At 63.5% G+C, this 16,799-nt stretch carries 19 protein-coding genes; 10 read left to right on the forward strand and 9 right to left on the reverse strand.

The annotated features are described in order from the left end of the window. Positions 1-2: 2 nt before the first annotated feature. From HWX09_RS08805 to aroE, 3 genes are read left to right on the forward strand one after another with little or no spacing between them, the layout of a single operon-like run. On the forward strand, positions 3-461 hold the full coding sequence (locus HWX09_RS08805) for a MaoC family dehydratase (protein WP_027786520.1): 459 nt from the start codon (positions 3-5) through the stop codon (positions 459-461). Continuing rightward, positions 461-1,681: a CoA transferase gene (locus tag HWX09_RS08810; RefSeq protein ID WP_027786519.1), complete on the forward strand. Its 1,221-nt coding sequence runs from the start codon at positions 461-463 to the stop codon at positions 1,679-1,681. Before HWX09_RS08805 ends, HWX09_RS08810 begins: the two co-directional genes overlap by 1 nt. Further along, positions 1,681-2,514: a shikimate dehydrogenase gene (gene aroE / locus HWX09_RS08815; RefSeq protein ID WP_027786518.1), complete on the forward strand. Its 834-nt coding sequence runs from the start codon at positions 1,681-1,683 to the stop codon at positions 2,512-2,514. Before HWX09_RS08810 ends, aroE begins: the two co-directional genes overlap by 1 nt. Before the next feature lie 72 nt (positions 2,515-2,586). On the opposite strand, the gene HWX09_RS08820 is transcribed toward aroE, so the two are convergent. After that, positions 2,587-2,883 carry a YciI family protein gene (locus tag HWX09_RS08820; protein WP_027786517.1) on the reverse strand — a complete coding sequence of 99 codons (297 nt, stop codon included), beginning with the start codon at positions 2,881-2,883 and terminating at the stop codon, positions 2,587-2,589. Positions 2,884-3,000: 117 nt separating this feature from the next. Beyond that, positions 3,001-3,924: an SDR family NAD(P)-dependent oxidoreductase gene (locus HWX09_RS08825; RefSeq protein WP_230469158.1), complete on the reverse strand. Its 924-nt coding sequence runs from the start codon at positions 3,922-3,924 to the stop codon at positions 3,001-3,003. 200 nt (positions 3,925-4,124) lie between these two features. On the opposite strand from HWX09_RS08825, the gene HWX09_RS08830 reads away from it, so the two are divergent. Then, entirely contained in the window at positions 4,125-5,189 is a 1,065-nt protein-coding gene (locus HWX09_RS08830; protein WP_034185525.1) for an AraC family transcriptional regulator, read from the forward strand. 135 nt (positions 5,190-5,324) lie between these two features. Here the strand turns inward: HWX09_RS08830 and HWX09_RS08835 are convergent, their stop codons facing one another. Next, a complete protein-coding gene (locus HWX09_RS08835) occupies positions 5,325-5,954 on the reverse strand; it encodes a TetR family transcriptional regulator (protein WP_027786514.1) in 630 nt (209 codons plus the stop codon). A 266-nt stretch (positions 5,955-6,220) separates the two neighbouring features. Here HWX09_RS08835 and HWX09_RS08840 point away from each other — a divergent pair, with 266 nt between their 5' ends. Beyond that, on the forward strand, positions 6,221-7,222 hold the full coding sequence (locus tag HWX09_RS08840; protein WP_027786513.1) for an NADP-dependent oxidoreductase: 1,002 nt from the start codon (positions 6,221-6,223) through the stop codon (positions 7,220-7,222). Positions 7,223-7,351: 129 nt separating this feature from the next. Here HWX09_RS08840 and HWX09_RS08845 read toward each other — a convergent pair whose 3' ends face one another. Together HWX09_RS08845 and HWX09_RS08850 are read right to left on the reverse strand one after the other, a co-directional pair. Further along, on the reverse strand, positions 7,352-8,290 hold the full coding sequence (locus HWX09_RS08845; protein WP_027786512.1) for a cysteine synthase family protein: 939 nt from the start codon (positions 8,288-8,290) through the stop codon (positions 7,352-7,354). Positions 8,291-8,507: 217 nt separating this feature from the next. After that, positions 8,508-9,374 carry an NmrA family NAD(P)-binding protein gene (locus HWX09_RS08850; protein ID WP_027786511.1) on the reverse strand — a complete coding sequence of 289 codons (867 nt, stop codon included), beginning with the start codon at positions 9,372-9,374 and terminating at the stop codon, positions 8,508-8,510. Positions 9,375-9,584: 210 nt separating this feature from the next. Between HWX09_RS08850 and HWX09_RS08855 the strand changes: the two genes are divergently transcribed. After that, positions 9,585-10,517 (forward strand): LysR family transcriptional regulator, encoded by a 933-nt coding sequence (locus tag HWX09_RS08855; RefSeq protein ID WP_027786510.1) that lies wholly within the window; start codon positions 9,585-9,587, stop codon positions 10,515-10,517. A gap of 113 nt (positions 10,518-10,630) precedes the next feature. Here HWX09_RS08855 and HWX09_RS08860 read toward each other — a convergent pair whose 3' ends face one another. Both HWX09_RS08860 and HWX09_RS08865 read right to left on the reverse strand, forming a co-directional pair. Next, complete coding sequence (locus tag HWX09_RS08860) at positions 10,631-11,593, reverse strand: helix-turn-helix domain-containing protein (protein WP_027786509.1); 963 nt, start codon at positions 11,591-11,593, stop codon at positions 10,631-10,633. Positions 11,594-11,683: 90 nt separating this feature from the next. After that, positions 11,684-12,607 carry a LysR family transcriptional regulator gene (locus HWX09_RS08865; RefSeq protein WP_027786508.1) on the reverse strand — a complete coding sequence of 308 codons (924 nt, stop codon included), beginning with the start codon at positions 12,605-12,607 and terminating at the stop codon, positions 11,684-11,686. 105 nt (positions 12,608-12,712) lie between these two features. On the opposite strand from HWX09_RS08865, the gene HWX09_RS08870 reads away from it, so the two are divergent. The 3 genes from HWX09_RS08870 to HWX09_RS08880 are packed head-to-tail and all read left to right on the forward strand — an operon-like array spanning position 12,713 to position 14,849. After that, on the forward strand, positions 12,713-13,447 hold the full coding sequence (locus HWX09_RS08870) for an SDR family oxidoreductase (protein WP_027786507.1): 735 nt from the start codon (positions 12,713-12,715) through the stop codon (positions 13,445-13,447). A gap of 10 nt (positions 13,448-13,457) precedes the next feature. Next, positions 13,458-14,225 (forward strand): SDR family oxidoreductase, encoded by a 768-nt coding sequence (locus tag HWX09_RS08875; RefSeq protein WP_027786506.1) that lies wholly within the window; start codon positions 13,458-13,460, stop codon positions 14,223-14,225. Between the two features lie 27 nt (positions 14,226-14,252). Then, entirely contained in the window at positions 14,253-14,849 is a 597-nt protein-coding gene (locus tag HWX09_RS08880; protein ID WP_027786505.1) for an NADPH-dependent F420 reductase, read from the forward strand. Positions 14,850-14,965: 116 nt separating this feature from the next. Here the strand turns inward: HWX09_RS08880 and HWX09_RS08885 are convergent, their stop codons facing one another. Then, entirely contained in the window at positions 14,966-15,694 is a 729-nt protein-coding gene (locus HWX09_RS08885) for a transporter substrate-binding domain-containing protein (RefSeq protein WP_027786504.1), read from the reverse strand. Positions 15,695-15,951: 257 nt separating this feature from the next. Here HWX09_RS08885 and HWX09_RS33550 point away from each other — a divergent pair, with 257 nt between their 5' ends. Continuing rightward, positions 15,952-16,233 (forward strand): hypothetical protein, encoded by a 282-nt coding sequence (locus HWX09_RS33550; RefSeq protein ID WP_227789468.1) that lies wholly within the window; start codon positions 15,952-15,954, stop codon positions 16,231-16,233. Positions 16,234-16,269: 36 nt separating this feature from the next. Here the strand turns inward: HWX09_RS33550 and HWX09_RS08895 are convergent, their stop codons facing one another. Further along, a complete protein-coding gene (locus HWX09_RS08895) occupies positions 16,270-16,698 on the reverse strand; it encodes a hypothetical protein (RefSeq protein ID WP_227789469.1) in 429 nt (142 codons plus the stop codon). Positions 16,699-16,799 lie beyond the last annotated feature (101 nt).

Consider the following 16,799-nt stretch of genomic DNA (forward strand, 5'->3'; position numbering starts at 1 on the left):
CCATGACGATCGTCGAGAAATACTGGGACGACGCCCGCGAGGGCGATGCATGCACGAGCCCGAGCTACATCGTGACCAAGGAGCGCATTCTCGCGTATGCCGACCTCACCGGCGACCATACGCCCGTGCACGTGGACGAGGCGTACGCGAACGCCAGCCATTTCGGCTGCCTCGTCGCGCACGGGCTGTTCGGCCTGTCCGTTGCCGACGGCCTGAAGACCCAGAGCGACTATCGCTTTCTGCCGGGCATGTCGCTCGGCTGGACCTGGGATTTTCTGCTGCCGATCAAGGTCGGCGACGTACTGCACGTGACGTTCCGCGTCGGTTCGATGCGGGCCAGCAAGAGCCGTCCGGACTGGGGCATCGTCGTGCTGCCGTCGGAACTGATCAATCAGGACGGGCAAATCGTTCAGCATGGCGAACATCGTCTGATGGTCCCGCGCCGTCCGGAGGCATCGTGATGCAGGCACGTCCCCTCGAAGGCATCCGCGTCGTCGACTACAGCCATTTCCTCGCCGGCCCGTATGTCGGGCGCTGTCTCGCGGCGCTCGGCGCAGAAGTCATCAAGGTCGAGCGTCCCGGCGCCGGCGACGCCGGGCGCCAGCACGCGACCGTGCTCGACGACCAGCAAAGCGGCTACTTCCTGCAGCTCAACATGGGCAAGCGCGGCGTGAGCGTCAACATGAAGGACCCGCGCGGCAAGGCGTTCATGCAGCGGCTGTGCGACTCCGCCGACGTCTTCGTCGAGAACTATCGGCCGGGCGCGCTGGACAAGCTCGGGCTCGGCTATGCCGAACTGTCGGCGCGCAATCCGGGCCTCGTCTACTGCTCGATTTCGGCGTACGGGCACACCGGTCCCGACGCCCATCGCGCGGGCTTCGGGCTGATCGCCGAAGCGAAGAGCGGGATCATGCAGATGGTCGGCACGCCCGGCGAGCGGCCGCCGCTGCTGCGCATTTCGCTCGGCGACATGTACACCGGCATTCATGCGGTCGCGGCGATCAACGCCGCGCTGCTGGGGCGCGTGAAGAGCGGTCGCGGGCAACACGTCGACATGGCGCTGTACGACACGCTGGTGTCGATGCACGAATACGCGGTGCAGTGCTACACGCTGCAGGGCGTGCTGCCCGAGCAGACCGGGCACGACATGCCGACCTCGACCCTCTATGGCGTGTTCCGTGCCGCGGACGGCGATCTCGTGATCGCCGCGCAGGTGGACGACGCGTGGAAGCGCTTCGCAGCACTGATCGCGACGCACGGCGGCCCGGCGGGTTTCGGCGCCGACCCGCGCTTTCACGACGGCACCGGGCGCAACGCGCACCGCGCGGAGATTCTGTCGGTGGTCGAGCCGTGGGTGGCCGCGCGTTCCGTCTCGTCGGTACTGGAATTGCTGGACGGCATCGACGTTCCCTGCGCGAAGGTGCAACGCATCGACGAGGTGTTGAACGATCCGCAGATCCAGGCCAGAGGCATGGTCGTCGAGCAACAGCATCCGCGCTACGGGACGCTGCGTCTGCCCAACCTGCCGTTCCGGTTTTCCGATTGCGATACGACGATTCGCGACGTCGCGCCCGATCTCGGGCAGCACAACGCGGAAGTCGCGCGTTCCCTTGGGTTCGATTCGGCCGAAATCGACGCGATGCAGGCCGACGGCGTCCTCTATTCAAAAGCGAGCCAATGATGACCGACCGATACGCGGTGATCGGCAATCCGATCGGGCATACGAAATCCCCGTTGATTCACGGCCTCTTCGCGCAAGAGACGCGGCAGGACATTCGCTATACGGCGATCGAGGGCCCGCTCGAGCCGGCAGGCGCCTTCGCCGCCGCGGTTCGCGCGTTTTTCGACGGTGGCGGCAAGGGCATCAACGTTACCGCGCCGTTCAAGCTCGATGCGTTCTCGATGTCGGACGAATGCAGCGAGCGTGCGCAGCTCGCGGGCGCGGCCAACGCGCTCAAGTTCGACGGCGGCCGCATCCTGGCGGACAATTTCGACGGAATCGGGCTGGTTCGCGATATCGAAGCGAACCTCAATCTTCCGATGGCCGGCAAGCGTGTCCTGGTGCTCGGCGCGGGCGGCGCGGCACGCGGCGCGCTGTTGCCGTTCCTCGAAGCAGGCCCGGCGGAACTCGTCATCGCGAATCGCGACGTCGACAAGGCGTGCGCCCTGGCCACGCAGGTCGCCGGGCGCGGCCCGCTGGTGGCCGGCAGCTACGCGGACCTCGCGCGGATGGGACGTTTCGACCTGGTCGTCAATGCGACATCGGCCAGCCTGACCGGCGACCTGCCGCCCGTCCCGCCGAGCGTGTTCAGTCCGACGGGAACCGCCTACGAACTCGCCTACGGCAAACGTCTCACGCCGTTTCTCCGGCTCGCGAAAAACGCGGGCGTGCACGGGATCGCGGAGGGCGTCGGCATGCTGGTCGAGCAGGCGGCCGAGGCGTTCGCATGGTGGCGCGGCGTGCGCCCGGCGACCAGTTCGGTGATCGATCGGCTGGCCGTGCCGTTCGACTGAACGCCGGGATCGTTGCGCGGCTAGCCAGCGATCGACGCGGCGGCGCGTTCGGCGCCGCTTCCGCCAGGGCGCTCAACCACGCGTCGTCAAATGAAGCATGGTGTAGTGTTCGTAATGACCCACGCCGTTCTTCACGATCGGATCTTCCGATGTCAGCGCGGAAATATCCTGATCGTCGGCAATCTGGTAGAGCGATACGCCGTAGCCGCCAGCGTCATCGATCACGGGGCCATGAGCGACGATCAGCCCCTTGTCGAGGAGCGCGTTCTGGAAAACTCCGTGCTGCCTCATCCATTCCTTTTCGTCGGCAGACATCGTCGCGAGGAAATTCGCACGCGGCGGAATGAATTTGCAAAGATAATATTTCATCGTTTAATCACCTCATTTATAGAACCGACTGCCATTCCGGAATGAACAACGGCTTTACCAACTGACATCCTTACGTAACGTTTCCGTAAGTTGAAAGATCAATGGCCGCCGGAAGCTTCATTTCGCCGTTCTTACGCTTTTAAGTATCGAACCTTCGAACATTTTTGGCACGTAGTTTTGAAGGAAAAGAATCATGCCCGTCATCTTCCCTACAGGATTGCTGAATTTCGGCTCGTGGGTATTGATCAGCCGGGTAATAGTATTGACGACCGCATCCGGCGCTTCCGCTTCGTCAATGCCTTTTTGCGTCGCGGCCGTTACCTGTTTCCGGTACGCGTCGTAGTCGGCGATGTTGCCGCTGCCCGCCGACACGGCATTGTGGCCAAGATTCGTTTTGAACCAGACCGGCTCCACCATGCTGATCTTGATGTTGAACTGATTCAGTTCGAAACGTAACGACTTGAAGAAACCCTGAACCGCATGCTTGGAAGCAGTGTAATACGACAGGTTCGGCGGACCGATCAGCCCCACGATGGAACTGATGGTAATGATATGCCCGCGCTTCTGCGCCCGGAGCTTCGGCAGCAACGCAGTTGTCACCTTGACCGTGCCCCAGAAGTTGGTCTCGAACTGTTGCCTGCCCAGTTCGATCGGCGTCTCTTCCGCGATGCCGGTGACCATGTAACCCGCATTATTGACCAGTACATCCAGCTGCTTGACGTGTCTGAACAATTCGTCGGCAAACGCCTCGATGGAGCCATCTTCATCGATATTCAGGCGCAGCAGTTTGAACGGCACCTTACCGGCGCATTTTTCCGGCGTACGGCTGGTGCCTATCACGTCGAAACCTTGTTGATGGAGGTGATTGGCAAGCATCAACCCAAAACCCGACGATGCGCCCGTAATCAGGACCGCTTTTTTCATGTGCGCCTTCCAAAAGATGTTGTCACTCATGCAGGCCGGGATGCGCAGTTCGCGTCCGGAGCTGGCAGGATCCGACGACTGCCGCAACAGCCCCGCAAAAGCATCGAACCGACGCACCGCCGTGTCTGCAATGGTGAATAACCGCCTGGCACACGTGAGTTGACGGCACCGCTGGCTTAAGCAGCACTTTGCCGTTGAGCCGCGTCACGCGCACTCGCCGAACGCGCCAATGAAACTGCCGAACGCGCCAAAGATCGCGTACGCTGTTGGCGCGTTCAGCGAGTGCGCTGTCGCTGTCCACCGCGTAAACTTCGCCCATGTCCACAGAACCCAGAATCCCGCTGAATGGCTACCGCGGCTCCCAGTTGATGTATGCCGTGTGGCCCGGTTGGCGGTTACTGATGCATGACGCAGGATTGGCAACGCCGAGCGTGCTGGGCCGCGCACAGCTGCCGGGCGATCTGTTCGCCCGCGAGAACGTGCGGCTGAACTCGGCAGACTTCTTCAAACTTTGGCGGGCCATCGAAGCCGAAGGCCAGGCCGTGCGGGCAGACTGCCCGGCACCGTTGCAGGTCGCGCAGGTGATGTCGTCCGACTGGTTCGACCCCGAACTTTTTGCTGCACTCTGCAGCTCGAACATGGAAGCGGCACTTCACCGCATCGCAAAGTACGTCAGGCTGGTCGCGCCGATCGAGATCAACGTGGCGCGAACCGCGACGCAGTGCACGGTCACCATCGATTTCCTGGACCGCACGGAGTCTGCGCCGAGCGTGTTCCTGGCGTTCAAGCTGGTGTTCTTCGTGCAGCTCGCACGACTCGCCACGCGCAGCCACGTGCGCCCGTTGCGGGCAAGTTGGCCCGTGCCGCAAGGATCGGAGTCGGACCTCCGTGCATACGAGGCGTACTTCGGCGTACCGGTCGACCGCAGCGCATTGGCCACGCTGGTTTTTGCCGCCGCGGACGTTGAACGCCCCTTCCTGACCGAGAACCACAAAATGTGGTCGTATTTCGAGCCTGCCCTGCGCACGCGGCTGGCGGAGTTGGACCGCGCCGCCAGCATGGTGGAGCGCTTGCGCGGCGTGCTACTCGAGGCACTGCCGGCTGGTGAACTGTCGATGGATGCCGTTTGTCGAAAACTCGGCGTCAGCACTCGGACCCTGCAACGCAAGCTGAAGGCTGAAGGTACCGGTTTCCAGGAGACGCTGGACGCCCTGCGCGAGTCGCTCGCCAAGCATTACCTGACGAATTCGTCGATGTCCGGCGCGGAGATCTCGTTTCTGCTCGGCTTTGAGGATCCCAATTCGTTTGCGCGGGCGTTTCAGGTGTGGACGGGGAAGACGCCACAGGCGGCGCGTTTGGCGCTCAAGAAAACCGGCTCCTGAATCGTTTCGCAATCGGTATCAGGTTTTGGCGGCGGCTTGCGCCGCCCTCCCCGGTCACGCCTGACAGGGCTCACCGTGTTGCATCGACGGGCTCGATCGGCTTTGCGCGCCGGTCGGTGCTCGCCGATCACGGTGTCACGCCGACCCTGCCGACGCGCCACCACCTTCATTGCGCGGAGGTTCGCCCGCGGTCACCGACTGGCTCATTGACGCCAGAATCGCGTCGCGGCAAACCGCAAGAATTTCGTCAGCCAGTGGCGAATCGTCCGGACACGCGCGCGACATGACGATGGCCCCGACCGCGTGCGCCAGCATGTCGAGCGACCTGGCTCGCGTCCGGGCGGCGTCCACATCGTCCAACGCACCGCCTTCAGGGCTCAACGCAGCCAGCAGGCTCTCGATACCGGCCGCAAACGTAGCTCGAACCGCTTCCGGCTGACGGGCGGCATCCGCGCCTAGCGCTGCCATCGTACAACCGGTCGCACGGGTGTCGCGGTGCGTGCGAGAAAGGTAATACCGCACGAACTCGGACGCGTTCGCGCCCGCGCTCAGCGCCGCGGTCTGCGCGATGCCGCACGCCGCCGATTCCGCCATCAGATCGGCCTTCGAGCGGAACTGTTTGTAAAAGCCCCCGTGCGTGAAGCCGGCGGCAGCCATCAGATCGGCAACGCCAACCCCATCATAGCCACGCTCCCGAAACAGCTTCGACGCCGTCTCGACGACGTGCTCCCGATTGGCCTGCGCCTGTGCCTTGGTGATCTTCATTTCCTGACGACCGTGAGTGCATGCCTGCGAAGGCTCCATCATACATTGATGTCGATCGTCATCAAAACCTTGACAGATTAGATTACGACCATCATCATTGCTCCGCGTTCCCCACCCCGAAAACCGGCGCAACATGACCGACAAGACGCTTTTCGAGCCTGCGCCCTTGGCCGCGTGACCCTCGCCAATCGCGTTGTCACGACACCGCTGACCCGCAATCGCGCGGGCAGGCACTGGCTGGTACCCAACCTTGAATCTGGAACACCATGAAAGCACTTATCTTCAGACGCTATGGCAAGTCCCCCGAGATCGGGTTCGCCGAAGTGCAGCGACCCGCGCTAAAGCCTGATGAACTGTTGGTCCAGATCCACGCGGCGGGGTTGAATCCGGTCGACAACGTGATTCCGACAGGAACGTTCAAGCCCGTCCTCAAATTCGAATTGCCGGCCACGCTCGGCAGCGATATTTCCGGTGTGGTGACCGAGGTCGGCAGCCGTGTCACGCGTTTCAAGCCGGGTGATGCCGTCTTTGCCAGCCTCTTCGATCTCGGCCGAGGCTCGCTCGCCGAATTCGCGGCAGTGCCGGAGCGCGTTGCGGCGCCGAAGCCGGTCAATCTGGACTTCGTGCAGGCTGCCGCCGTCCCGATGGTCGGGCTTACCTCGTGGCAGGCATTGAAGGAGCGCGCCAATATTCAAGCCGGCCAGAAGGTGTTCATTCCTGCCGGGTCCGGCGGTATCGGCACGTTCGCGATTCAGCTGGCAAAGCACTTCGGCGCGACGGTCGGAACGACCACCAGTACGGGCAACGTCCAACTGGTAACCAGCTTGGGCGCCGACGAAATCGTCGACTACAAGAAGCAGGAATTCGAAAACGTGCTGCGCGGCTACGACGTCGTGCTTGGCACGATCAGAGGCGATGCGATTGAAAAATCCGTAGGCATCCTGAATCCAGGCGGCAAGATCGTATCTCTCGTCGGGCCGCTGGACGCGGCGTTCGCCCGTGCTCGCGGGCTGAACGTCGTGCTGAGGTGGGTATTCGGGCTCATGAGCCGCAAGATCATCCGGCTTGCGGAAACACGAGATGCGACCTATTCGTTTCTCTTCGTACGTCCGGATGGAGCCCAGCTCGCCGAAATTGGCGCACTCCTCGAGTCGGAACACGTTCGTCCCGTGATCGACAAGGTGTTTCCTTTTGACCAGGCGAAGGAAGCGCTCGAATATCTGGCCCAGGGACGCGCCAAGGGCAAGGTCGTCGTGAAAATCAAGTGAGCGGCCAATCCGTTGACGACTGACTGTGCGGGTTCTTGCCCTGGCTTTTGAAGAGGCGCAGCGGCGGCCAGGGCCGGACTCGATGGAAAACCTGAGGGCCGCTTAGGACTACGATTCGCCCAACGGCCATCAACCGATCGTTTCCGCGAACGACTTCAGATACTTCATGCCCGTGTCGCACATGATCGTCACGATCGTGGCGTCCGGGCCAAGCCGTTCGGCGAGTCGCAATGCGCCGGTTACGTTGGCTCCGGTCGACGTACCGCAGAACAGCCCCTCCTCCGCGGCCAGTCGGAACGCCATGGCTCTCGCTTCCTCCGTGGAGACACGCTCGAGTTCGTCGGCGATGCCGTCGTGCCATAGCGGCACGACATAGCCCGCGCCGATTCCGTCGATCTTGTGCGCCCCGGTCGGGCCACCCGACAGCACCGCCGATTCTGCCGGCTCGACGCCGGCGATCCGGATGCGTGCATCGTGTTCGCGCAAGCGCCGCGCAATCCCGCGTAGCGACGCCGCCGTGCCGACGCTCTGGACGAAGCCGTCGAGACGGCCGCCGGTCTGCTCCCAGATCTCGTCGGCCATCTTCGTATAGGCGTCGAACTGATCGGTATTCTCCATCTGCGCGGTGAGGTATGCGCCCGTCTCGCCGACAATTCGATTCGCTTCGCGAATCATGTCTTTCGTCAGCTTCTCGGTTTGCTTGCCGCCGTCGCTCGGGACGATCGTCAGCGTCGCGCCAAGCAGGCGCATGTGATCCAGTTTCTCCTTCGAGAACGCGTCCGACGAAACCAGATGCAGCGGATGCCGCTTGACGGCGCATACCAGCGCGAGCGACACGCCCGTGCTGCCGCCGGTGTACTCGACCACCGCGCCACCCGGCTTCAGACGCCCATCGCGCTCAGGCGCTTCGATCATCGCGAGCGCGATCCGGTCTTTCATGCTGCCGGTCGGATTCTGACTTTCGAGCTTGACGAACAGGCGCGCGCCGTTCTTCGGGACGACGTTTCGCAACGGTACGAGCGACGTGTTGCCGATCGTGTCGAGAATGCTGCCGGGAGTCGATTGCATGTTGACCTCTGAAGTGAGCGAACTGGCAAGACCGGGCGAGTGGCGGTTGGACAAACCCGCCGATGCCGGAAATGCTTCGCAGTCTAGACGCGCGACGAGGCCTTTCACCATAGTCAGAAATGACATTAATAGCGACAATCACGACATCCGTTCTACCGGGAATCCGATGCGTGGGCGGGCGTAGCGCACACGCGCCGCGCGCGCCCACCGAATGCAATCAGGCCGCACGCGACACGAGCTCGCCCAGAACCGTGTCCAGCGCGACGTGGCCGCGCAAGATTTCGTCAGGATGACTTTCGAAATCGATCCAGCCTTCGTTGAAGCCGTCCAGCATGCGCATGCGGGGTAGCGGATGCTTCATGCCCTGCGCGCGAAACAGCGCTTCCCACGTTCGCCTGTCGACGGCTTCCGCGCGCACCTGCCGGCCCAAAACGCGAGCGAAGGCCAGTGCGAGATCGTTGGGGCTCACCCGGCGCGGGCCCTCGAGCTCGACGACACGTACACCGCGCCACGTCTGCTGGAGCAGTTCCGCCGCCACACGGCCTACGTCCGCGGTGGCGACCATCGGCACGGGCTTGTCGAGCGGCTGCAGGTAACTGGCGACGACGCCATCGTCGCGCGCGGACGCGACATCCCACGCGGCGTTCTCCATGAACCAGCCGGGCCGCAGGAACGTCACCGGCATCGGCATCTCGCGCAGCGCGTGCTCCATCAGCGTGAGTTGCGTGAGCAGATTGGTCTCCTCGGCCTGCGCGCCGATCGTCGACAGGCAAACGACCTTTTCGGGGCGCGCCTTCAGAAGCGCGGCGGATACGGCCTCGATCACCTTCCGCGTTTCGGGAAACCCGGGCGCCGGATCGAACACCGGCGGCAGCAGGATGAAAACGCCCGAAGCGCCGGCGAACGCGGCGGCGAGCGACGACGAGTCTTCCATCAACGCGGTCGCCATCTCGCACCCGCGCTCCGCCCACGCCGCTGCCCGCGTCGTGTCGCGTACGACCGCGCGCACCGACCGCCCAGAGGCCAATAGCTCGCGCGCCAGCGCGCCGCCGACCTGACCGGTGATTCCAGTGATTGCATACATTGCTCGTTCTCCATGTGTGAATGCGTGGGTCGCATTCTGGACAAACGCCGATCAAAACAAAACGACATGGATGGCATCAGATAAGTGACAACGTGTCATCAATTCGGCATGATCGATGCAGACGCCCGACCGTGCTGCAGCGTGCGGCGTTCGCGTGTCGGCCTTCAATGGCTCGCACGCAATCCGCCATCCGTATTCACTCGAACAACCATGAGATCCAGTAGCGAGAAACTGTCCGGCGGCATCAGCGTGTTCGCCGCCGTGGTCGATGCCGGGACGTTCGCGGCTGCCGCCGACGTCATAGGCATGACGCCGCCGGGCGTCAGCCGAGCGATTGCCCGGCTGGAAAGAAAGCTGAACATCCGGCTTTTCAACCGAACGACGCGGTCCGTGTCGCTGACCGAAGAGGGCCGCCGCTTTTACGAGCAGGTCATGCCCCATCTCGCCGGGCTGGAGGAAGCCGCCGCGGCGGCTGCGGGCGGCGCCTCAACCGTGCGCGGCAAGCTGCGCATCAATCTGGATCCCGTCGTCTACCGGGCCATTCTCGGGCCGCGGCTCGATGCGTTCATGGACGCACATCCCGAGCTCGAAATCGAACTCATCGCGCGAGACAGCCTGGGCGACCTCGTCATGGACGGCTTCGATCTCGCCGTGCGATTCGGCGAACCGCGAGCATCGAGCCTGATCGCGAGAAAGCTGCTCGATACCGGCGTCGTGACGGTTGCGGCGCCCTCGTACATCGCGCGCCGGGGACGGCCGGCAAAACCCGAGGATCTCGAAAACCCGAGCCACCGCTGCCTGGAATTTCGGAATCCTGAAACAGGCAAGCCGTTCGCGTGGGAATTCCATCGCAAGCGCAAACGCATCGTGGTCGATACCCGGGGACGCCTCACGGTCAACGATCCGGGCGCCCTGCTCAACGCATGCCTCGCCGGTTCCGGAATCGCGCAGATGCTGCTGCTCGGCGCCGAGCCGCTGATCGCCGAAGGCCGGTTGATCGATCTCTTTCCTGAATGGGCCGACGAGCGGTATCCGTTATACGCGTATTACCCATCCCGGCATCACGTGCCGGCGAAGACCCGCGCGTTCCTCGATTTCATGGTCGAACTGACGGGCATTCACGCGGGCGTCGGCACGCGCTAGTGCGGTTCCAGCCGAGCCCACTGAACTCTGTGTCGGCATTCGCGGCGGACGACTGCGCCGCCGTCGACGCAGCGACTGCGTTCGAGCCGGGCCGCTCATCCATACCGAGGACGCTACCGATTGTCGGCACGCAACTCCCGCACCCCACGGCCGAGCCGGCGCCGCAACAAGGCCCGCAACGTCGCCGAATCCGCATAGCCGACCTCGCTTGCGATCGTCTCCAGGTCGTAACCCATCGACACGAGGTTCTGCGCCCGTTCGATTCGGAGATCCTGGAAGAACGCCAACGGCGACTTCCCGAGTACGGCCTCGGTACGGCGCTGCAACGTGCGTGGCCCAACGGCTAATGCGGCTGCCGCCGTCTGAAGCGAGAAACCGAGGGAAAGATTCTCGCGGGCCCAGCGCTCGAATCGCGCGACCAACGGATCGGCGTGTGCAAGGTAATCCGGAATGATGTATTCGGCCTGCGACGAACGCTTGTCGATCAGCATGAAGCGGGCCACCAGCGTGGCCAGTTCGGGACTGGCTTGACGCATCAACCACAGCGCAAGGTCGAGATGGCCCATGGCCGATCCTGCCGTGACCAGACGATCCGCGGCGACGACCATGCGCGAATCGTTCAGATCGACCGTCGGATAACGTTGACGAAAAAAAGGCGAGAGCGACCACGTGGTCGTCGCCTCGCGACGATCCAGAAGCCCGGCTTCGGCCAGCAAGAACGTCCCGATACAGGCGGCGGCAACGCCTATCCCACCGGCATGCCACGCACGAAGATGCGCCATCGCATCGCGCACGTCTCGACGCTCCAGCGTCTTGATCAGGCGCTCCGGCTCCCTGATGCCGGGCGCGGGCACGGCCACCCAGTCCGGGTGGCGTACGCTGCTTGCCGGTTCCACCAGCATCGACAATCCATGCGCGGTTCGGATGCGTTTGCGCACGCCCACCACCGTCACGTCGAAAGGCGGTGCGGCGAAGCCCTGAGCAGCAGCCAGTTCGTTGGCCATCGCGAAGGTATCCAGCAGCACCGTCAGCCCGGTGTCGAACAGACCGTCGAGGGCGAGGATGGTCAGTCTCATGTCGTAAACGTCGCCGTTGATATCATTTACGACTATAGTCCGGTTTCCGAAAAAAGCGCGGAGTGCAAGGCAACGCTGTGAAGAAGCACGTCACGCCGACCTCGCTCGTCCCGCCCTTTGCGAAGGACATTTGCCAAGCAGTTCGATCAGCCGCGTCTCGCATCCGGAAAACGCGTACCCGCGCCGCTGCGAGATCATGAACGTAAGGGGCCGCATGTGCCATGCGCGCCGCCGGAGTTCGACCAGTGTCCCCTTCGCGAGGTCTTCCTCGACCATATGGCGCGGCATGTGCCCCCAGCACAAGCTCCCTCTGAGCAGGTCGTGCTTCGCGCCGAGGTCATTCACCCACCACTGGCGTTCACTGGCGACCCCTTGCTGGGTCTTTTCCGCATCCGGCTGATTGTCGGTGACGACGAGCTGGATGTGCCGGCCGAACTCCTCTCTCGGGATCGGCTTCGCCATTGCGGCTAGCGGATGCGATGGCCCGCATACGGTCACCATTTGCGCATCGAATAGATGATGCCGTTCGATGGTGCCGGGGCTCAGTTCGGGCACGTCCGTGATCGTCACCGCCAACGCGCACGTGCCCTGGAGAACCAGACGCTCGCCACCCTGCATGGTCGTCATGCGCAGATTGATTGCAACCGTCGGAAATTCCGCCTGCAGCGTGCGCAGGCATTCGATCAGGTGCGCACGTGAAAAATAAGTGTCGACGGCGATCGACACTTGCGGGACGCCGGCTTCGGCAATCGCGACCGCACGCATCTTCATTTCCTCGGTGCGCGAGATCACCCCGCGCGCATCGGGCAGGAGGCTGCGCCCGGCGGCCGTGAGCGTCGCCTTGCGCGTGTTGCGCTCGAACAGCACCACGTCGAAAGCGCTCTCGAGCGCGCCGATCGCGTGACTGATCGCCGACTGGGCACGCCTCAGCTCCCTGGCCGCGCCGGAAAAGCTCCCCTGGTCGCACACGGCGACGAACGCGCGAAGTTGATTGATGGTGACGTTGTCCAGCATAGGTATCTAAAAAGTAGATGGCACTTATAGATATTCAGTCAATTGGCTTCATGAATCAAGCACGCCAGAATCGGATTGTCGCTTTTGTTTCGAAGGATGCACGACATGAACAGACTGAATGGAAAGACCGCCGTGATCACCGGCGGCGCAACCGGCATCGGCCGCGCCGCGGCACAGCGCTTCATCGAGGAAGGCGCTTTCGTCTTCCTCTTCGGCCGCCGGCAGGCGGCGCTCGACGCGGCGGTGGCCGACCTTGGGCCCAATGCCCGCGCGGTGAAGGGCTCGGTTTCCGATCCGACCGATCTCGACCGGCTCTACGCGGCGGTAAAAGCGGAGCGCGGCACCCTCGACATCGTCTTCGCCAATGCCGGGACCGGGAGCCCGCTTCCACTCGGCCAGATCACCGCCGAGCACATCGACGACACCTTCGACACCAATGTGAAGGGGACGATCTTCACGGTCCAGAAGGCGCTGCCGCTGATGGGCGCGGGCGGGTCGATCATCCTGACCGGCTCGAGCGCCGGCACCACGGGCGCCCCCGGATTCACGGCCTACAGCGCGAGCAAGGCCGCGGTGCGCAATCTCGCCCGGACCTGGGCGGCAGACCTGAAGGGTACCGGCATCCGGGTCAACGTGCTGTCGCCCGGCGCGACGGCGACCGAACTGGCCAAGGAGGCGCTGGGCGAAGAAGGCCAGAAGGCCTACGGCGCGATGACGCCGCTCCAGCGCATGGCCGAACCGGCAGAGATCGGGGCGGTGGCCGCCTTTCTCGCGTCGCCGGACAGCAGCTTCATGACCGCCAGCGAGGTTGCCGTCGACGGCGGGCTGGCACAACTCTGAGGAGAAGCACATGACCCAATCGCTGAAGGGCAAGACCGCGCTCGTGACCGGCGGATCGCGGGGCATTGGCCGCGCCATCGCCGAACGTCTGGCGAGCGACGGCGCGACAGTGGCGCTGACCTACAACGCCAGTCAATCCGGCGCGGATGAAACGATCGCGGCCATCGAAAAAGCGGGAGGCACCGCGTTCGCGATCCATGCGGATCTCGTCGACCCGGCGAGCGTCCCGGCTTTGTTCGAAAAGCTCGACGACGCACTCATCAGGCGCAACGGCAGCAAAGCCCTCGACATTCTGGTCAACAACGCCGGCAATTCCGGCTGGCTCGGCTTCAAGGACGCGACACCGGAGAGTTGGGACACCCTGATGGCGGTCTACGCCCGCGCGCCCTTCTTCATCATTCAGGCCGCGCTGGATCGCCTCGCCGACGGCGGGCGCATCGTCAACATTTCTTCCGCTGCCGCCACGAAGCCCGTCACGGCGGCGCCCGTCTACTCGATGGCGAAAGCGGCCATCAACACCCTGACCCATACGCTCGCCATCGAGCTGGGGCCGCGCGGCATCACTGCGAACGCCGTCGCGCCGGGCTTCACGCGAACGGATGCGAACGCCGCCTTTCGCGAGAATCCCGAACTCGTCAAGGCGGCCGAGGCGCAAATCGCGCTGGGCCGCTTTGGCGAGCCTTCTGAAATCGCCGCCGTCGTCGCGTTTCTGGCTTCCGATGACGGCCATTGGGTGACCGGCCAGACGATCGAGGCGAGCGGCGGTTACAAGCTCTGACCACATCGGGAAACGAAGGAGAAACATATGCGTTACGCAATCATCGGTTTCGGCAAGATCGGCCACGCGCTTGCCAGGGCGTTCGCCCGCAACGGCATCAACGTGGCCGTTGCAACCACGCGCGATCCGGAAAGCTTTGCGGCGGAGGCGGCCGCGATCGGACCGACGATCACGCCCACGACCCTTGCGGAAGCCGTCAAGGCGGACATCATCTTTTTGGCTGTTCGTTTCGAGTCGCACCCGGCGGTCGCGAAAGCACTGGCCGACTGGAACGGGAAGACCGTCGTCGACGCGATGAACACGCAGGCCCCGCTGGAAGAACTGGACGGTCTGCCGTCCTCGGCCTTCGTCGCGAAAGCGTTCACCGGCGCCCGATTGGTGAAAGGCTTCAATCATCTGGTCGCCGCCGTCCTCGGTCAGGACCCGGCCGTCCACGGCGGCAGGCGAGTCGTGTTTCTGGCGAGCGACGATGACGAGGCCGCGGCGGAGGTCGGTGCGCTTGCGGAAAAACTCGGTTTCGCGCCGATCCGGCTCGGCGGGTTATCGGAAGGTGGATGGCTGGTGCACGCGCGCGGAAAAAGCTGGGGACACCTGATCTTCAAGGACCTGATCAGCTTTGCCTGACGAGGTTCGATTTCCTGCATTTCGCCGAATCGAATGGACCGTTGCCGGGCGCAGCCGACGCCCGAACGGCAACGTGTGCGAATGACCGCTCGCGGCCGAGTGCCGGCCTACCTTGTCTACAGGACGGCCGGATCGATCTCGCGTGCCGTCAGTCCGAATCTCGCCATGCGAGCGCGATGGTCCGACGAGCCGAGATATGAACGAAGTTGCTGATTGACCGCCGTCAACAGATCGCGGTTTTCGCGGTTGAATGAAAACGCACCCAGCGGAGGCGTCCGCTGGGTGCCGTTTACATCCGGCTCGTGCGCGACGTCCTGGATCATCGAGTTGCCTATCCGGCTCGCAACGATTCGATTTCCCAAAGCCGTGCTCGCATAGGCATCGATCACGCCGGAGAGAACGGCCGCAATCGCGTCGGCCTGCTGTTCGAAGACGACGATTTGCCGCCGACTGACGCCTGACGCCATCGCGGAATCATGCTGCACCTGTCCTGCGATGATGCCGAGACGCACATTGGGACGTTCGGCGATCGACGCATAGCTGCGGAGCGCTCTCGGGTTGCCGGGCCGAACCAGAAAGCCGTCCTCGATCCCCCACACCGGCACGCTGAACGCGACGGTATCGGCACGCTTCGGGGTCACGAAGAGCGGCACGTTCATGTCCCAGCGACCTGCTGCGACCCCGGGCAGCAATTCGCTGAACGTCGTCGGGCGATACTCGATGCGAGTGGCGCCTATCTGCCGGAGGATCGTCTCCGCGAGCTCGAGATCGGCACCGGTAGCGGTGCCGTCCGCTTCGGTCCAGCCGAACGGAGGTTCTTCGATGTACGCAATGGTTAACTTCATCGCTTTGCCTCGCAAGCCGAAGGTGGTGCTCAAGTGTGGGGCGGATCGTTGATGATTTTACTCATGCGGACGGACGTGTCTCCTGGCCATGGCACGCCGATCGCGGTTTTTTATCGCGATGGACGAGATGTGACGTCGCTATTCGATGTTTGTCCGCGACGCCCGCCATCCGGATCATATGCGGCTTGACGGCGTCGTCTTCGGCGGTCGCGGTCTCCTTCGGACGAGTCAGCGCTTAGAGCCGCGCCTTCGTCGCGATGAACGCCGGCGTATTGACCTTCAAATTGCGCGGCCGTGGCACCGGCATCGCGATCAGCTGCTGCACCCCGCCCGGATTCGCCTTCAGCATTCCGGGCTACGGCGAAGAGTCGGTTTCGGCAGGTTTCGAAGAGATAGCGTCAGACCGCTGGAAGGACGAAGTCTATCGGCCGGACATCAAGGGCCGCTTGCATACGCTATACAAATGGCCGAAGTCGAGCGCATCGCCGGGTGCCCGGAACGCTTCGAATATGGATCTGCGAAATGCGTCAAGCGACTGAGCCAACGGAACGAGTGCTATCTCCGCTGACGCGTATTCAACGACGCTCCGTAATCGAACCCTCAGCGTCAACTTTCCCAACGGCGCCGACGGCGCCACCAACGGAAATCGGTCCATGTGCTTCCAGATCCCCGTGCACGGTCAGCGGGCCATGCACGGTGAGCGGGCCGTGAAACGTATTTTCTCCCTGACGTCTGCGTATGGCATGACCGTCGGGAGGAATCCGTTCAATCGAGACCGCGTTGATCGGGCCGCGGGCGGAGATGTCACCAGCCACCGTCAGTGAGCCGTCGACAGTAACCGGCCCGAGGACGACGAGCGATCCTTCGACGCTGAGCGGCCCCGTGACGACCGGCTCGGCATGTCCTGACGTGAAGAAGACAGAGGACGCCAGCAGAACCGCGCGCGCCATCGCGCTCTCTGCCCGCCTCGATGCCATGCTCTTTCCTGGCGCCAGATGAAGCATTTCACATGTCCTCCTGCTCGGCGCTACTTACGCGAGCAGCCAGCGGTCCACTGACTCGCGACAGGCGGCTGCCGCTGAAGCACCCCCGGGCGCTATTTATC

This window comes from Burkholderia sp. BCC1208, assembly GCF_902833095.1.
GTDB lineage: Bacteria > Pseudomonadota > Gammaproteobacteria > Burkholderiales > Burkholderiaceae > Burkholderia.

Excerpts from the sequence above, each read along its gene's own strand:
- HWX09_RS08805 (WP_027786520.1), top strand. The coding sequence starts at position 3 with ATGACGATCGTCGAGAAATACTGGGACGACGCCCGCGAGGGCGATGCA.
- HWX09_RS08810 (WP_027786519.1), top strand. The coding sequence starts at position 461 with ATGCAGGCACGTCCCCTCGAAGGCATCCGCGTCGTCGACTACAGCCAT.
- aroE (WP_027786518.1), top strand. The coding sequence starts at position 1,681 with ATGACCGACCGATACGCGGTGATCGGCAATCCGATCGGGCATACGAAA.
- HWX09_RS08820 (WP_027786517.1), bottom strand. The coding sequence starts at position 2,883 with ATGAAATATTATCTTTGCAAATTCATTCCGCCGCGTGCGAATTTCCTC.
- HWX09_RS08830 (WP_034185525.1), top strand. The coding sequence starts at position 4,125 with ATGTCCACAGAACCCAGAATCCCGCTGAATGGCTACCGCGGCTCCCAG.
- HWX09_RS08835 (WP_027786514.1), bottom strand. The coding sequence starts at position 5,954 with ATGAAGATCACCAAGGCACAGGCGCAGGCCAATCGGGAGCACGTCGTC.
- HWX09_RS08840 (WP_027786513.1), top strand. The coding sequence starts at position 6,221 with ATGAAAGCACTTATCTTCAGACGCTATGGCAAGTCCCCCGAGATCGGG.
- HWX09_RS08845 (WP_027786512.1), bottom strand. The coding sequence starts at position 8,290 with ATGCAATCGACTCCCGGCAGCATTCTCGACACGATCGGCAACACGTCG.
- HWX09_RS08850 (WP_027786511.1), bottom strand. The coding sequence starts at position 9,374 with ATGTATGCAATCACTGGAATCACCGGTCAGGTCGGCGGCGCGCTGGCG.
- HWX09_RS08855 (WP_027786510.1), top strand. The coding sequence starts at position 9,585 with ATGAGATCCAGTAGCGAGAAACTGTCCGGCGGCATCAGCGTGTTCGCC.
- HWX09_RS08860 (WP_027786509.1), bottom strand. The coding sequence starts at position 11,593 with ATGAGACTGACCATCCTCGCCCTCGACGGTCTGTTCGACACCGGGCTG.
- HWX09_RS08865 (WP_027786508.1), bottom strand. The coding sequence starts at position 12,607 with ATGCTGGACAACGTCACCATCAATCAACTTCGCGCGTTCGTCGCCGTG.
- HWX09_RS08870 (WP_027786507.1), top strand. The coding sequence starts at position 12,713 with ATGAACAGACTGAATGGAAAGACCGCCGTGATCACCGGCGGCGCAACC.
- HWX09_RS08875 (WP_027786506.1), top strand. The coding sequence starts at position 13,458 with ATGACCCAATCGCTGAAGGGCAAGACCGCGCTCGTGACCGGCGGATCG.
- HWX09_RS08880 (WP_027786505.1), top strand. The coding sequence starts at position 14,253 with ATGCGTTACGCAATCATCGGTTTCGGCAAGATCGGCCACGCGCTTGCC.
- HWX09_RS08885 (WP_027786504.1), bottom strand. The coding sequence starts at position 15,694 with ATGAAGTTAACCATTGCGTACATCGAAGAACCTCCGTTCGGCTGGACC.
- HWX09_RS33550 (WP_227789468.1), top strand. The coding sequence starts at position 15,952 with ATGAACGCCGGCGTATTGACCTTCAAATTGCGCGGCCGTGGCACCGGC.
- HWX09_RS08895 (WP_227789469.1), bottom strand. The coding sequence starts at position 16,698 with ATGCTTCATCTGGCGCCAGGAAAGAGCATGGCATCGAGGCGGGCAGAG.